Here is a 15,074-nt window from a genome sequence, read left to right as displayed (position 1 = left end):
CCGGACGACGTGAAGGACCGCATCTTCGCGCCGTTCCAGCGGTACGGCGACGCCCCGCGCGGGGCCGGAGTGGGCCTCGGCCTCGCGGTCGCCCGGGGCTTCGCCGAGGCCATGGGCGGCACCCTCAACGCCGAGGACACACCCGGCGGCGGCCTGACCATGGTCCTCACGCTCCGCGCGGGAACGCGCCCCGAGTTTCTCTCCGTACCTTCAGAAAGGCAGGTTTCATGGTGAGTGTCACTGGGGGTGCTCCCCAGACCCCCAGAGTGCTCGTGGTCGACGACGAGCCACAGATCGTGCGCGCCCTCGTAATCAACCTCAAGGCGCGCAAGTACGAGGTCGACGCCGCCCACGACGGGGCCACCGCCCTCCAGCTCGCCGCCGCCCGCCACCCCGACGTGGTGGTCCTCGACCTGGGGCTGCCCGACATGGACGGCGTCGAGGTGATCAAGGGGCTGCGCGGCTGGACCCGGGTGCCGATCATCGTGCTGTCGGCCCGGCACTCCTCCGACGAGAAGGTCGAGGCGCTCGACGCGGGGGCCGACGACTACGTCACCAAGCCCTTCGGCATGGACGAACTGCTCGCCCGGCTGCGGGCTGCCGTCCGTCGCGCCGAGCCCGCCGGGGCCGGTGAGGACGAGGTGGTCGTGGAGACCGACGAGTTCACCGTCGACCTCGCCGCGAAGAAGGTCAACCGGGGCGGGAGGGACGTACGGCTGACGCCCACGGAGTGGCATCTGCTGGAGGTGCTGGTGCGCAACACCGGCCGACTGGTCAGCCAGAAGCAGCTGTTGCAGGAGGTGTGGGGGCCGTCGTACGGGACGGAGACGAACTATCTGCGCGTGTACATGGCACAGCTGCGGCGGAAGCTGGAGGTGGATCCGTCTCATCCGAAGCACTTCATCACGGAGCCGGGGATGGGGTATCGCTTCGAGAGGTGAGTCGGGGCCCGGGTGCCGGTTCGGGCCGTGGCACCGGGGTACTGACTGGGGGTACGTTGCTGTCAGTCCACCCCGGTAGGCTTCAGACATGAGTGCTGTTCCTCGTTCCGAAAAGCCGGTGGGCCGGTTCCGGCGCATGCTCGACCGGCTCTCCTCTTCGCAGGAGGACCTGGAGTCCGAGGAGCTGCGGGAGGACGCCGAGACCGCGGGCTGTACGCGCATCGGTGACTGTCATGACCGGCAGATCGTCACGGTTACTGGTACCTTGCGCACGGTCACGCTGCGTCCGCGCGCGGGGGTCCCGGCCCTGGAGGCCGAGTTGTTCGACGGCTCCGCCGCACTGGACGTCGTGTGGCTCGGCAGGCGCTCCATCGTCGGGATAGAACCGGGGCGCAAGCTGATCGCATCGGGCCGGATCTCCATGAGCCGGGGCCGCCGGGTGCTGTTCAACCCCAAGTACGAACTGAGACCCCTCGGACGGGAGTAGCCGGTGACGTCGCTCGACAAGCCGACTGAGCACACCGAAGACACGGAGCACGACAACCGGGCAGTGACGGAGGCCGCGCTGTTCGAGGCCTTCGGCGGCGTGCGGGGCATGATCGAGACGGTGCTGCCGGGCCTGCTCTTCGTGACCATCTACACGATCAACAAGGACCTGCACCTGTCGGCGCTGGCCGCCCTGGGTGTGTCCGTGCTGCTCGTGGTGGTCCGCCTGGCGATGAGGGACACCGTCAAGCACGCCTTCAGCGGTGTCTTCGGCGTGGCCTTCGGTGTCGTCTTCGCGATGATGACCGGCGAGGCCAAGGACTTCTACCTGCCGGGCATGCTCTACACACTGGGCCTGGCGCTGGCGTACATCATCACCACGCTGGCCGGTGTGCCCCTGATCGGTGTGATGCTCGGCCCGGTCTTCAAGGAGAACCTCTCCTGGCGCACCCGCAACCCCGGCCGCAAGAAGGCGTACGCCAAGGCCAGCTGGGCGTGGGGACTGATCCTGCTCGCCAAGTGCGCGATCCTCTTCCCGCTGTACTGGTGGGCGGACACCACACAGCTCGGCTGGGTCCTGGTCACGCTGAAGATCCCGCCCTTCCTGCTGGCGGTGTGGCTGACCTGGGTCTTCCTGGCCAAGGCGCCGCCGCCCATCGACGTCTTCGCCGAGATGGAGGCGGAGGAGAAGCGCCAGGAGGCCGAGGCGGCGCGGTCGGCGGAGTAGGCGACTTCCGGTCGGATACGACGACGAGGGCGCCCTGAAAGCACAGGGCGCCCTCGTCGTCGTATCCGAGCTAGGGCCTGTCCGGCGGATCAGGCCGGCTGCAAGGAACGGCATCTCATCAGCGCTGGTGAGCGGGGCTTGGTGCGTCCAGCTGCAAGGCGGAGGAGGGCGTCGACGCGGAGCGTCGGCAACCGACGACAACGCCGCTGGGGGTACCCCCTCTGGGGGAGGGCGTGCCAAGCCCCGCGACGCCGGCATGATCCGCCGGACAGGCCCTAGTCCGCCCGGTGCTCCCGGCGGACCGACAGTAGATCCTCCAGCTGCTCCTCACGGGCCTGCGCGGCCACGAAGAGCAGTTCGTCGCCCGCCTCCAGGGAGTCCTCCTGGGTCGGGGTGAGGACGCGGGTGCCGCGGATGATGGTGACCAGCGAGGTGTCCTCCGGCCACTCCACGTCCCCGACCTGGGTGCCGGCCAGGGCCGACTCCTCCGGCAGGGTCAGCTCGACGAGGTTGGCGTCGCCGTGGCTGAAGCGCAGCAGGCGGACCAGGTCGCCGACGCTGACCGCCTCCTCGACCAGGGCCGACATCAGACGCGGGGTGGAGACGGCGACGTCGACGCCCCAGGCCTCGTTGAACAGCCACTCGTTCTTCGGGTTGTTGACGCGGGCGACGACGCGCGGGACGCCGTACTCCGTCTTGGCCAGCAGGGAGACGACCAGGTTCACCTTGTCGTCGCCCGTCGCGGCGATCACGACGTTGCAGCGCTGGAGTGCCGCCTCGTCCAGGGATGTGATCTCGCAGGCGTCGGCGAGCAGCCACTCCGCCTGCGGGACGCGCTCGACCGAGATGGCGGTCGGCGCCTTGTCGATGAGCAGGACCTCGTGGCCGTTCTCCAGCAGCTCACCGGCGATCGACCGGCCGACCGCGCCGGCTCCGGCAATGGCGACGCGCATCAGTGACCGCCCTCCTTCTCGGGTCCCTCGGCGAACGACGCCTCGACCTTCTCGACATCGTCACTGCGCATCATCACGTGCACCAGGTCGCCCTCCTGCAACACCGTCTGCGAGGTGGGCAGGATGGCCTCGCCGAGGCGGGTGAGGAACGCCACGCGGACGCCCGTCTCCTCCTGGAGCTTGCTGATCTTGTGGCCGACCCAGGCGCTGGAGGCGTGCACCTCGGCGAGCTGCACGCCGCCCGTGGGGTCACGCCACAGCGGCTCGGAGCCGGATGGCAGCAGCCGGCGCAGCATCTGGTCCGCCGTCCAGCGGACCGTGGCCACCGTCGGAATGCCGAGGCGCTGGTAGACCTCGGCGCGGCGGGGGTCGTAGATACGGGCGGCGACGTTCTCGACGCCGAACATCTCGCGGGCCACGCGGGCGGCGATGATGTTGGAGTTGTCGCCGCTGGAGACCGCGGCGAAGGCGCCGGCCTCCTCGATGCCGGCCTCGCGCAGGGTGTCCTGGTCGAAGCCGACGCCGGTGACCCTACGGCCACCGAACGAGGAGCCCAGTCGTCGGAAGGCGGTGGGGTCCTGGTCGATCACGGCGACCGTGTGCCCCTGTTGCTCCAGGGTCTGGGCGAGGGCGGAACCCACCCTGCCGCAGCCCATGATGACGATGTGCACGACCGTCCTTCCGAGGTCAGGAGATGTTGACTTGGCTTGAAACAGGGTCTCAGACCGCTGACCAAGCTACACACGCACGGTCCAGGTCGGGGACCCCCGTGCACGGTTTGCGGTGGTCAACGGCGGCTGATGCTCCAGACACTGAGGACGGTGAGGATGCCGAGGCCGATGAGGGCGGCGGTGGCGCCGATGAGCTCTGCGGTCGCGGGCATGGGACCTCCGAAGAACGGGGCAGGAAGGCCGTACGGGAAGGGTTTTGTCATATAGACATGCGGATCGGTGTGCCCGCCGGATCCGTGGTCTGACCTGCCGGGTATTTCACTCGGGGGGCAGATCCGGGGAGGCCGGTGGGCGAGCCCCTGTTCGAAGGCTTACGATCCTCTGTTGTGTCCAAACTGACCGACGTGCCCAAACGGATCCTGATCGGGCGCGCACTGCGCAGTGACCGGCTGGGAGAAACACTCCTGCCGAAGCGCGTCGCACTCCCCGTCTTCGCTTCCGACCCGCTCTCCTCCGTGGCGTACGCGCCCGGCGAGGTGCTGCTGGTCCTGTCCATCGCGGGTGTGTCGGCCTACCACTTCAGCCCCTGGATCGCCGCCGCGGTCGTCGTGCTGATGTTCACGGTCGTCGCCTCCTACCGGCAGAACGTGCACGCCTACCCGAGCGGCGGCGGCGACTACGAGGTCGCGACCACCAACCTCGGCCCCAAGGCCGGCCTCACCGTCGCCAGCGCGCTGCTCGTCGACTACGTCCTGACCGTTGCCGTCTCCATCTCCTCCGGCATCGAGAACCTCGGCTCGGCGATCCCGTTCGTCGTCGAGCACAAGGTCGCCTGCGCGATGGCCGTGATCCTGCTGCTGACCCTGATGAACCTGCGCGGGGTCAAGGAGTCGGGCACGCTGTTCGCCATCCCGACGTACGTCTTCGTCGCCGGCGTCTTCATCATGATCGCCTGGGGTTCCTTCCGCGGTCTGGTGCTGGACGACACCATGCGGGCGCCGACGGCGGGCTATGAGATCAAGCCCGAGCACGAGGGCCTGGCCGGCTTCGCCCTGCTGTTCCTCCTGCTGCGGGCCTTCTCCTCCGGCTGCGCCGCGCTCACCGGCGTGGAGGCGATCTCCAACGGCGTCCCCGCCTTTCGCAAGCCCAAGTCGCGGAACGCGGCGACCACGCTGGCGCTGATGGGCCTGCTGGCCGTCACCATGTTCTGCGGCATCATCGGCCTCGCCATGGCGTCCAACGTGCGGATGGCCGAGAACCCGGCCCACGACCTGCTCGACAAGGGCGTCCCGGTCGGCTCCGACTATGTGCAGAACCCGGTGATCTCGCAGGTCGCCGAGGCGGTCTTCGGCAAGGGCAGCTTCCTTTTCATCGTGCTGGCCGCGGCCACCGCGCTGGTGCTGTTCCTCGCCGCGAACACCGCGTACAACGGCTTCCCGGTGCTCGGCTCGATCCTCGCCCAGGACCGCTACCTCCCGCGCCAGCTGCACACGCGCGGCGACCGGCTCGCGTTCTCCAACGGCATCGTGCTGCTGGCCGGCGCGGCCGCGCTGCTGGTGTGGATCTACGAGGCCGACTCCACGCGGCTGATCCAGCTCTACATCGTCGGCGTGTTCGTGTCCTTCACGCTCAGCCAGACCGGCATGGTCCGGCACTGGAACCGGCATCTGGCCACGGAGACCGACCCCGCCAAGCGCCGCCACATGATCCGCTCCCGCGCGATCAACGCCTTCGGCGCCTTCTTCACCGCCCTGGTCCTGGTCGTCGTCCTGGTCACCAAGTTCAGCCACGGCGCCTGGGTCGCGCTGCTCGGCATGGTGATCTTCTACGTGATGATGACCGCGATCCGCCGCCATTACGAGCACGTGTCCCGGGAGCTCTCGGCCCCCGAGGGGCCGAGTGACGACAGCGTCCGCCCCTCGCGGATCCACTCGGTGGTCCTGATCTCCAAGATCCACCGCCCGGCGCTGCGCGCCCTGGCCTACGCCAAGCTGCTGCGCTCGGACACCCTGGAGGCGCTCAGCGTCAACGTCGACCCGGCCGACACCAAGGTGCTGCGCGAGGAGTGGGAACGGCGCGGGATCGACGTACCGCTGAAGGTGCTGGACTCGCCGTACCGCGAGGTCACGCGGCCGGTCATCGAGTACGTCAAGGGGCTGCGGCGGGAGTCGCCGCGCGACGTGGTGTCCGTGATCATCCCGGAGTACGTTGTCGGGCACTGGTACGAGCATCTGCTGCACAACCAGAGCGCGTTGCGGCTCAAGGGGCGGCTGCTGTTCACGCCGGGGGTGATGGTGACGTCGGTGCCGTATCAGCTGGCGTCGTCCGAGGCCGCGAAGAAGCGGGCCGGGAAGCGGCAGGAGTGGAACGCGCCCGGGTCGGTGCGACGCGGGCCGGCGCAGGAGCGGCCGCGGGAGCCGAGCGGCAAGGAGTGACTGGGGGCCGGTGCCGGGGACTGTGGTTTGGTGCTCGGTATCGGCGGGTGGGGGAGCACGTAGACTGGTGGGCTGTTGTCCGGTCGTACCCTCTCTCGTATCTGGAGCGCCCCCGCCATGCAGGCAGAACCGAAGAAACCGCAGGTGGGGTCGCTCGTCGGGGAGGAGTACGAGGTCGAGGTCGGCCCCGTCGCCCATGGCGGGCACTGCATCGCGCGCACCGAGTCGGGTCAGGTGCTGTTCGTCCGGCACGCGCTGCCCGGTGAGCGGGTCGTCGCCCGGGTGACCGAGGGCGAGGAGGGCGCGCGTTACCTTCGGGCGGACGCGGTCGAGGTGCTGTCGGCGTCCAAGGACCGCATCGAGGCGCCCTGCCCCTACGCCGGCCCCGGCCGGTGCGGTGGCTGCGACTGGCAGCACGCCAAGCCGGGGGCGCAGCGGCGGCTGAAGGGCGAGGTGATCGCCGAGCAGCTGCGGCGGCTCGCGGGGCTCACGCCCGAGGAGGTGGGCTGGGACGGCACGGTGATGCCGGCCGAGGGCGACAAGCTGCCGGCGGGGCAGGTGCCGCAGTGGCGGACGCGGGTGCAGTACGCGGTGGACGGTGCGGGGCGTGCGGGTCTGCGCCGGCACCGCTCGCACGAGGTGGAGCCGATCGACCACTGCATGATCGCGGCCGAGGGTGTCAGTGAGCTGGGCATCGAGAAGCGCGAGTGGCCCGGGATGGCGTCGATCGAGGCGATCGCGGCGACGGGGTCGCAGGACCGGCAGGTGATTCTGACGCCGCGGCCGGGGGAGCGGCTGCCGATCGTGGAGCTGGACCGGCCGGTGTCGGTGATGCGGGTCGGGGAGAAGGATGGAGGCGTGCACCGCGTCCACGGCCGCCCCTTCGTGCGCGAGCGCGCGGACGGCCGTACGTACCGGGTCGGGAGCGGCGGTTTCTGGCAGGTCCATCCGAAGGCCGCGGACACGCTGGTGACGGCGGTCATGCAGGGCCTGCTGCCGCGCAAGGGCGAGATGGCGCTCGACCTGTACTGCGGCGTCGGCCTCTTCGCGGGCGCGCTCGCCGACCGGGTGGGGGAGAAGGGCGCGGTCCTCGGCATCGAGTCCGGCAAGCGGGCGGTGGAGGACGCGCGGCACAACCTCGCGGAGTTTCCGCGGGTGCGGATCGAGCAGGGCAGGGTGGAGACGGTCCTGCCGCGCACGGGCATCACCGAGGTCGACCTCATCGTCCTGGATCCGCCGCGGGCGGGGGCGGGGCGGGAGACGGTGGAACATCTGGCGTCGCTGGGGGCTCGGCGGATCGCTTATGTGGCGTGTGATCCGGCGGCGTTGGCGCGGGATTTGGGGTACTTCCGGGATGGGGGGTATCGGGTGCGGATGCTGCGGGCGTTTGATCTGTTTCCGATGACTCATCATGTGGAGTGCGTGGCGATTCTCGAACCTGCCGCAAAGGGCGTCTGACCTGCTGGCTTCTCCGGTTCCCCGGTTAGGGGCGGTGTAGGCCGACCTGTTTCCAACAGGTGGGCGCCGGACGGCCGGTAGGTCGACGGCCAGGCACGGCAGGGTGAGGCGCGCGCGGAGACGGACGCGATCAGCCACTGCCGGGCAGGCTCGGGGCAGCGGCGCAGAGCTCGAACCGGACGGTGCGCGATCTTGGAGCCTGATCCAGCCAACGGTCGGCGCGTGTCTTTGGCTCGCGGTGCAGGCCGATCCTCCGCCGGAGCCTGATGCGGGCTCGGTCTTGACAGGAGGACGCTCCTGGAGCTTCGATGTTGCGTATCGCGCTACTGTTTTGTTATATGCAACCATCGGTCATGGTATGGCTCTGATTTCCCCAACCGCGGAGTGGTGCTACAGATGACTCGCAAGCCACCTGCGGAGGACCCCGGCGACGCCCGTCTGCGGGTCGGCCCTCCGAAGGAGTACGCCGCCGGCATCCCCGCGGTCACCTCCTCGCTGCGGCACGCCGGCGAACAGATGGGGGCCCGCCGCAGCCTGCTCACCCTGCTGCGGGTCAACCAGAAAGAGGGCTTCGACTGTCCCGGCTGCGCCTGGCCCGAACCGGAACACCGGCACAAGGCGGAGTTCTGCGAGAACGGGGCCAAGGCCGTGGCCGAGGAGGCCACCGTACGCCGGGTCACCCCGGACTTCTTCGCCGAGCACACCCTGGAGGATCTGCTTCCGCGCAGCGACTACTGGCTCGGGCAGCAAGGACGCCTCACCCACCCGATGTACCGCCCGGCCGGCGCCGACCGCTACCGGCCGATCTCCTGGGACGACGCGTTCGCCGTGATCGCCCGGGAACTCGCCGCCCTCGACCACCCGGATCAGGCCGCCTTCTACACCTCCGGACGGGCGAGCAATGAGGCCGCGTTCCTCTATCAGCTCTTCGTCCGGGGCTTCGGTACCAACAACCTGCCGGACTGCTCCAACATGTGCCACGAGTCCAGCGGTTCGGCGCTGACGGAGACCATCGGCATCGGTAAGGGCAGTGTCCGCCTGGACGACCTCTACGAGGCCGATCTCATCCTCGTGGTCGGCCAGAACCCCGGCACCAACCACCCCCGCATGCTCTCCGCGCTGGAGAAGGCCAAGGAGAGGGGCGCCTGCGTCATCGCGGTCAACCCTCTGCCCGAGGCCGGGCTGCTGCGGTTCAAGAACCCCCAGCGGGCTTCCGGCATCATCGGAGGCGGTACACGGCTTGCGGATCAGTTCCTGCAGATCAGGCTGGGCGGCGACCAGGCACTCTTCCAGGCCTTCAACCGCATGCTGCTGGAGGCGGAGGACGAGGCCCCCGGCACCCTGGACACCTCCTTCATCGAGCGGTACACGCACGGCTTCGAGGAGTTCGCCGAGTACGCCCGCAAGGCGTCGTGGGACGAGATCCTTCAGGCCACCGGTCTGCCCGAGGAGGAGATCCGGACCGCGTTCCGCCAGGTGCTGGCCGCCGACAAGATCGTCGTCTGCTGGGCGATGGGACTCACCCAGCACAAGCACTCCGTGCCCACCATCCGGGACGTCGTCAACTTCCTTCTGCTGCGCGGCAACATCGGCCGCCCGGGCGCCGGCCTGTGCCCGGTGCGCGGGCACTCCAACGTGCAGGGCGACCGCACGATGGGCATCTACGAGAAGCCGGACGACGCCTTCCTGGACCGGCTCGGCGCCGAGTTCGCCTTCACGCCCCCGCGCCACCACGGCCATGACGCGGTCGACAGCATCCGCGCCATGCGCGACGGTGAGGTACGGGTCTTCGTCGCGCTGGGCGGCAACTTCGTCGCCGCAGCTCCCGACACCGACCTGACCGAGCATGGGCTGCGCCGGTGCCGCCTCACCGTCCAGATCTCGACCAAGCTCAACCGCTCGCATGTCATCGCCGGGGAGCAGGCCCTCATCCTCCCGTGCCTCGGCCGGACCGAGGCCGATCTACGGCCAACCGGGCCCCAGCTGGTCACGGTGGAGGACTCCATGGGCATGGTCCACCTCTCGCGGGGGCGGCTCGCGCCCGCGTCCGAGCACCTGCTGAGCGAGGTCGCGATCATCTGCCGGATGGCACGGGCCACGCTCGGGGAAGCGGTTCCGCGGGTGCCGTGGGAGGAGTTCGAGGCGGACTACGACCGTATCCGCGACCGCATCGAACGCGTGATCCCCGGCTTTGAGGACTTCAACGCCCGGGTACGGCGGCCGGGCGGCTTCGCCCTGCCCCACCCGCCCCGCGACGAGCGCCGGTTCACCACCGCCACCGGCCTGGCCAACTTCACGGTCAACCAGCTGGAGAGCCCCAAGGCCCCGCCGGGCCGGCTGCTGCTGCAGACGCTGCGCTCCCACGACCAGTACAACACCACCATCTACGGCCTGGACGACCGCTATCGCGGCATCCACCAGGGCCGCCGCGTCCTCTTCCTGCACCCCGACGACCTCACCGACCGAGGCCTCGCCGAAGGGGACCTCGTCGACATCGTCAGCGAGTACGAGGACGGCGTGGAGCGCAGGGCACCGTCCTTCCGGGTCGTGCCGTACCCGACGCCGCGCGGGTGCTGCGCCGCTTACTTCCCCGAGACCAACGTCCTCGTACCCCTGGACTCCACGGCTGCCGTCAGCAACACGCCCACGTCGAAGTCCATCGTCGTCCGACTGGAACCGGTGTCCTAGGCCCAGCCGCCCAATGGCGGGCGCGCATCGGCCCGCCGTTCGTACGTTCCCCTCCGGAAAGGTGGTGACCGATGAGCGGACGCCTGTACGACCTCGCCCCGCCGGCCCGCTCGCCACCGACCTCCGGGCCGTGACCAGCGGACGTACGCCGGGCGCCCGTGCCCGCCGTCGAGCCCGGCGCGTGGCGCGGGCCGGACCCGGACGCCTGGACGTCCTCCCTCGACCGGGCCGCCTGCACCGCCGGGGTCCGGCCCCGAGGCGGAGCCGCATATCGATACAGCCGCGAGCACATCGCGGCCGGCGAGGTGTACCAGGTCAACCTGTGCCGCGTCCTGTCCGCACCGCTGCCGACCCGGAGCGCGCCGATGTCGACGCCCTCACCGCCTTACTGGCGCGCGGTAACCCCGTGCCGTACGCCGGCGCCGTGCGCCTCCCAGCGCACGGCGTGGAGATCGCCACTGCCTCGTCCGAGCTCCACCTCAGCCGGGACGGCCGTACGTCGAGTCCGGCTCGATCAAGGGCACCGGTCGCACCGCCGCGGACCTCACCCCCAAATCCAGCGCTGCGCATCATCGCGGCGCTGGAGACCGCGCCCCGCGGCCCGTACTGCGGCGGCGTGGGCTGGGTCGACGCCGACCGCGGAACGGGTCAACTCGCCGTAGGCATCCGCACGTTCTGGATCGACCGCACCGCTCCTCGCGGTCCGAGAAGGCGCGGCGGCTGCTCACGGTGGCGTCGGGTGCGTACCGGCGCGGCCGTCCGTGGCGACGGGTCGGTTGCGGTCGGACAACTCAGCACGCCGACCCCCTTGACAGCCCTCCCCGGGGCCCAGATGGTTGTTGCCCATAGTGAATGCCGATGCATTATTCGCAACGACGCACCATGGCGGCCGCTTCGCCTCCCCTTCTCTCGTCGTTCTCCCATCCGCTCCGGCGTGCCGGGTCAGGCGGAATCACCGACGAGTTCCCCCGTCGTCGTCCGCGACAAAGACTCCACTGCCGTCTGTGGAAAGGACGAGCTGATGCACAAAACCCTCGAAAGGGATGGGAGCCGTAGCCATCCCAGCGAAGCGGATCTGCCAGAAAGCCCGGCGGCATCCGCCGGCCCTCGGACCGACCTGATCGTCTTCGGTGTCGCCGCGGTCCTCACGCTCGCCTTCGTCGTGTGGGGTGCCGTCGCGACCGACACGCTGGAGAGCGTGTCCGGGAAGCTGCTGGACGGGACCATCCGCAACGGCGGCTGGGCCTTCGTCCTCACCGCCTCGGGCTTCGTGGTCTTCGCCCTCTGGCTGGCGATCAGCCGTTACGGGCGGATCACCCTGGGCGAGGAGGGTGAGCAGCCCGAGTTCCGCACGGTCTCGTGGATCGCCATGATGTTCAGCGCGGGCATGGGCATCGGCCTGATGTTCTACGGCGTGAGCGAGCCGCTGTCCCACTTCGTCACGCCGCCGCCGGGCACCAACCCGGCCGACGCCAACGAGGCCATGGAGACCGCCATGGCCACCACCCTCTTCCACTGGACGCTGCATCCGTGGGCGATGTACGCGGTGGTCGGTCTGGCCATCGCCTACAGCACCTTCCGGCGCGGCCGCCGGCAGCTGATCAGTGCTGTGTTCACCCCGCTGATCGGCGAGAAGCGGGCGAACGGGTGGGGTGGCCGGATCATCGACATCCTCGCCATCTTCGCCACCCTCTTCGGCTCCGCGGCCTCCCTGGGACTCGGTGCCCTGCAGATCGGCAGCGGCTTCACCGGACTGGGCTGGATGGGATCCGTCGGCACCGGCCTGCTGGTCGCCGTGATCGCGGTGCTGACCGTGGGCTTCGTCGCCTCGGCGGTGTCCGGGATCGCCAAGGGCATCCAATGGCTGTCCAACATCAACATGGTGCTGGCGTTGAGCCTGGCAGTCTTCGTGTTCCTCGTCGGGCCGACCATTTTCATCCTCGACCTGCTGCCCACCTCCATCGGCGCCTTCCTCGGCGACCTGACCCAGATGGCAGGGCGAACCGAGGTGTCGAGCGGGGAGGGCGTCGGCGACTGGCTGGCCGGCTGGACGGTCTTCTACTGGGCCTGGTGGATTTCCTGGACGCCCTTCGTCGGCATGTTCATCGCGCGCATCAGCCGCGGCCGGACCATCCGGCAGTTCGTCGGCGGGGTCATCCTGGTGCCCAGCACCGTCAGTCTGCTGTGGTTCGCCGTCTTCGGCGGCTCGGCGATGCACCTCCAGGACGAGAAGCGCCTCAGCGGCGCCTCGACCGCCCAGGGCCAGCTCTTCGACGTGCTCCAGCAGTACCCGGTCGCCACGGTGACGAGCGTGGTCGTGATGATCCTCGTCGGGATCTTCTTCGTCTCCGGCGCCGACGCCTCCTCGATCGTGATGGGTACGCTTTCGCAGCGCGGGTCCCTGGAACCGACCCGTGGTGTCGTCGTCTTCTGGGGTGTGCTGACCGGAGCCGTCGCCGCGATCATGCTCCTCATCGGTGGCGGCAAGGGCGACGCGCTCACCGGACTGCAGAACCTGACCATTCTCGCGGCGGCGCCCTTCACCCTGGTGATGGTCGGCCTGTGTATCGCGCTCACCCGCGATCTGCGCCAGGATCCGCTCATCATCCGTGGGCGCAAGGGCAAGGAAGCCATCGAAACGGCCGTCATCACCGGCCACGAGAAGTACGACGGCGACTTCGAGCTGCGCATCGGCCCTGTGGCGTGCAACGACGGCACGGAGTCCACGCAGTCCCAGCAGTTCACGCAGTCCCAGCAGTCCACGCAGTCCCAGCAGTCCACGCAGTCCCAGCAGTCCACGGAGGCCACGGAGACGACATCCTCCTCCTCCCGCTGAGATCGGCGGGACCCCGTCGAGCTGCTTGACCCCCGGTCGGCACTCCACGATGCTGTGTTGCGGTTCATGAGATGTGTGCCGTAATGGGCAACACATGATGGAGAAGGAGTGGCCATGACGCACCAGGTCCGTGCTGTCGTCGCGCGGGGCAAGGGCGCCCCCGTCAGCCTGGAAACGATCATCGTGCCTGACCCGGGTCCGGGTGAGGCGCTGGTGAAGATCGAGGCCTGCGGGGTCTGCCACACCGATCTGCACTATCGCGAGGGCGGCATCAACGACGACTTCCCGTTCCTGCTGGGCCACGAGGCCGCGGGCATCGTGGAGTCGGTGGGGGAGGGGGTCACCGATGTCGCCCCCGGGGACTTCGTGATCCTCAACTGGCGTGCGGTGTGCGGCCAGTGCCGTGCCTGTCTGCGCGGACGGCCGTGGTACTGCTTCAGCACCCACAATGCCAAGCAGAAGATGACCTTGCTCGACGGCACCGAGCTGGCGCCGGCGCTGGGCATCGGCGCCTTCGCGGAGAAGACGCTGGTCGCGGCCGGGCAGTGCACCAAGGTCGACCCGACCGCGTCGGCGGCCGCCGCCGGTCTGCTGGGGTGCGGCGTGATGGCGGGCATCGGCGCGGCCATCAACACCGGCAACGTCGGCCGGGGCGACTCGGTCGCCGTCATCGGCTGCGGCGGCGTCGGGGCCGCGGCGATCGCCGGGGCGAACCTGGCGGGCGCGGCGAAGGTCATCGCGGTGGACATCGACGACCGCAAGCTGGAGACGGCCTCGAAGCTGGGCGCTACCCACACCGTCAACTCGAAGTCCACCGACGCGGTGGAGGCGATCCGCGAGCTGACCGGCGGCCACGGGGCGGACGTCGTCATCGAGGCGGTCGGCCGCCCGGAGACGTACAAGCAGGCCTTCTACGCCCGCGACCTCGCCGGCACCGTCGTCCTGGTCGGCGTACCGACCCCGGAGATGAAGCTCGAACTGCCGCTGCTGGACGTCTTCGGCCGCGGCGGATCCCTGAAGTCCTCCTGGTACGGCGACTGCCTGCCGAGCCGCGACTTCCCGATGCTCATCGACCTCTACCTCCAGGGCCGCCTGGACCTCGACGCCTTCGTCACCGAGACCATCCAGCTCGACGAGGTCGAGAAGGCCTTCGAGCGGATGCACCACGGCGACGTGCTGCGCTCGGTGGTGGTCCTCTGATGGCCGCCCGCATCGAACATCTCGTCACCTCGGGGACGTTCTCGCTGGACGGCGGCACCTGGGACGTCGACAACAACGTGTGGATCGTCGGTGACGACACCGAGGCGATCGTCATCGACGCCGCGCACGACGCCGAGGCCATCGCCCGAGCGGTCGGCGACCGGCGCCTCACCGCGATCGTGTGCACCCACGCGCACAACGACCACATCGACGCCGCGCCCGAACTCGCCGCGCGCACGGGTGCCCCGGTCCTCCTCCACCCGGACGACCTGCCGCTGTGGAAGCAGACCCACCCCGACCGGGCGCCGGACGCCGAACTGACCGACGGCCAGGGCCTGTCGGTGGCCGGCATCGAGCTGACCGTGCTGCACACGCCCGGCCACGCCCCTGGGGCGGTCTGCCTGTACGGACCGGCCCTGGAGGCCCTCTTCAGCGGCGACACCCTGTTCGCCGGCGGGCCTGGGGCGACCGGACGGTCGTACAGCCACTTCCCGACCATCATCGACTCGATCCGGGACCGGCTGCTGACGCTGCCGGGCGACACCGTCGTGCACACCGGACACGGTGATACGACGACCATCGCCGCGGAGGCCCCGCACCTCCAGGAGTGGATCGACCGCGGCTTCTGACGCCCACCGGCGACCCTTGAGCGCCCGCCGTGTCGGCTCGCGGTCATCGC

Annotated in this window: 12 protein-coding genes and 1 pseudogene; 11 read left to right on the top strand and 2 right to left on the bottom strand. The window is 69.6% G+C overall.

Going from position 1 to position 15,074, the window contains the following annotated elements; all coding sequences use genetic code 11:
- From SSP24_RS40730 to SSP24_RS40715, 4 genes are all read left to right on the top strand, one after another.
- The coding region (locus tag SSP24_RS40730; protein WP_141316048.1) for a sensor histidine kinase at window positions 1-234 on the top strand (234 nt) is incomplete at its 5' end.
- Window positions 228-941: a response regulator gene (locus SSP24_RS40725; RefSeq protein ID WP_141316046.1), complete on the top strand. Its 714-nt coding sequence runs from the start codon at window positions 228-230 to the stop codon at window positions 939-941. The genes SSP24_RS40730 and SSP24_RS40725, both read left to right, overlap by 7 nt.
- 88 nt (window positions 942-1,029) lie before the next feature.
- A complete protein-coding gene (locus tag SSP24_RS40720) occupies window positions 1,030-1,428 on the top strand; it encodes an OB-fold nucleic acid binding domain-containing protein (RefSeq protein ID WP_105968602.1) in 399 nt (132 codons plus the stop codon).
- Between the two features lie 3 nt (window positions 1,429-1,431).
- Window positions 1,432-2,154 carry a DUF3159 domain-containing protein gene (locus tag SSP24_RS40715; RefSeq protein ID WP_141316044.1) on the top strand — a complete coding sequence of 241 codons (723 nt, stop codon included), beginning with the start codon at window positions 1,432-1,434 and terminating at the stop codon, window positions 2,152-2,154.
- 275 nt (window positions 2,155-2,429) lie between these two features.
- Here SSP24_RS40715 and SSP24_RS40710 read toward each other — a convergent pair whose 3' ends face one another.
- Window positions 2,430-3,107, bottom strand: coding sequence for a potassium channel family protein (locus SSP24_RS40710; RefSeq protein WP_141316042.1), 678 nt, complete (start codon window positions 3,105-3,107; stop codon window positions 2,430-2,432).
- On the bottom strand, window positions 3,107-3,778 hold the full coding sequence (locus SSP24_RS40705; RefSeq protein ID WP_141316040.1) for a potassium channel family protein: 672 nt from the start codon (window positions 3,776-3,778) through the stop codon (window positions 3,107-3,109). The genes SSP24_RS40710 and SSP24_RS40705 overlap by 1 nt, the downstream gene beginning before the upstream one ends.
- A gap of 386 nt (window positions 3,779-4,164) precedes the next feature.
- Between SSP24_RS40705 and SSP24_RS40700 the strand changes: the two genes are divergently transcribed.
- The 7 genes and pseudogenes from SSP24_RS40700 to SSP24_RS40670 all read left to right on the top strand — a co-directional run bounded on the left by SSP24_RS40700 (window position 4,165) and on the right by SSP24_RS40670 (window position 15,024).
- On the top strand, window positions 4,165-6,213 hold the full coding sequence (locus tag SSP24_RS40700; RefSeq protein ID WP_141316038.1) for an APC family permease: 2,049 nt from the start codon (window positions 4,165-4,167) through the stop codon (window positions 6,211-6,213).
- A 117-nt stretch (window positions 6,214-6,330) separates the two neighbouring features.
- Window positions 6,331-7,671 carry a class I SAM-dependent RNA methyltransferase gene (locus SSP24_RS40695; RefSeq protein WP_141316036.1) on the top strand — a complete coding sequence of 447 codons (1,341 nt, stop codon included), beginning with the start codon at window positions 6,331-6,333 and terminating at the stop codon, window positions 7,669-7,671.
- 396 nt (window positions 7,672-8,067) lie between these two features.
- Complete coding sequence (locus SSP24_RS40690) at window positions 8,068-10,359, top strand: FdhF/YdeP family oxidoreductase (protein WP_141316034.1); 2,292 nt, start codon at window positions 8,068-8,070, stop codon at window positions 10,357-10,359.
- Between the two features lie 140 nt (window positions 10,360-10,499).
- Window positions 10,500-11,053: pseudogene (locus tag SSP24_RS40685) on the top strand (chorismate-binding protein); the annotation flags it as partial.
- Between the two features lie 327 nt (window positions 11,054-11,380).
- The gene (locus tag SSP24_RS40680; protein ID WP_141316050.1) at window positions 11,381-13,195 is read left to right on the top strand and encodes a BCCT family transporter; all 1,815 of its coding nucleotides are present in this window, start codon (window positions 11,381-11,383) and stop codon (window positions 13,193-13,195) included.
- Between the two features lie 114 nt (window positions 13,196-13,309).
- Window positions 13,310-14,395 (top strand): S-(hydroxymethyl)mycothiol dehydrogenase, encoded by a 1,086-nt coding sequence (locus SSP24_RS40675; protein WP_141316033.1) that lies wholly within the window; start codon window positions 13,310-13,312, stop codon window positions 14,393-14,395.
- On the top strand, window positions 14,395-15,024 hold the full coding sequence (locus tag SSP24_RS40670) for an MBL fold metallo-hydrolase (RefSeq protein ID WP_141316031.1): 630 nt from the start codon (window positions 14,395-14,397) through the stop codon (window positions 15,022-15,024). Before SSP24_RS40675 ends, SSP24_RS40670 begins: the two co-directional genes overlap by 1 nt.
- The last annotated feature ends 50 nt before the right edge of the window (window positions 15,025-15,074 follow it).

Origin of the sequence: Streptomyces spinoverrucosus (assembly GCF_006539505.1) — a bacterium.
GTDB lineage: Bacteria > Actinomycetota > Actinomycetes > Streptomycetales > Streptomycetaceae > Streptomyces > Streptomyces spinoverrucosus.
Note: the sequence above shows the minus strand (reverse complement) of the source record. Positions and strands in the feature narration are given on the sequence as shown.

Coding starts and splice junctions, on each gene's coding strand:
- SSP24_RS40725 (WP_141316046.1), top strand. CDS start 228: ATGGTGAGTGTCACTGGGGGTGCTCCCCAGACCCCCAGAGTGCTCGTG.
- SSP24_RS40720 (WP_105968602.1), top strand. CDS start 1,030: ATGAGTGCTGTTCCTCGTTCCGAAAAGCCGGTGGGCCGGTTCCGGCGC.
- SSP24_RS40710 (WP_141316042.1), bottom strand. CDS start 3,107: ATGCGCGTCGCCATTGCCGGAGCCGGCGCGGTCGGCCGGTCGATCGCC.
- SSP24_RS40695 (WP_141316036.1), top strand. CDS start 6,331: ATGCAGGCAGAACCGAAGAAACCGCAGGTGGGGTCGCTCGTCGGGGAG.
- SSP24_RS40690 (WP_141316034.1), top strand. CDS start 8,068: ATGACTCGCAAGCCACCTGCGGAGGACCCCGGCGACGCCCGTCTGCGG.
- SSP24_RS40680 (WP_141316050.1), top strand. CDS start 11,381: ATGCACAAAACCCTCGAAAGGGATGGGAGCCGTAGCCATCCCAGCGAA.
- SSP24_RS40675 (WP_141316033.1), top strand. CDS start 13,310: ATGACGCACCAGGTCCGTGCTGTCGTCGCGCGGGGCAAGGGCGCCCCC.
- SSP24_RS40670 (WP_141316031.1), top strand. CDS start 14,395: ATGGCCGCCCGCATCGAACATCTCGTCACCTCGGGGACGTTCTCGCTG.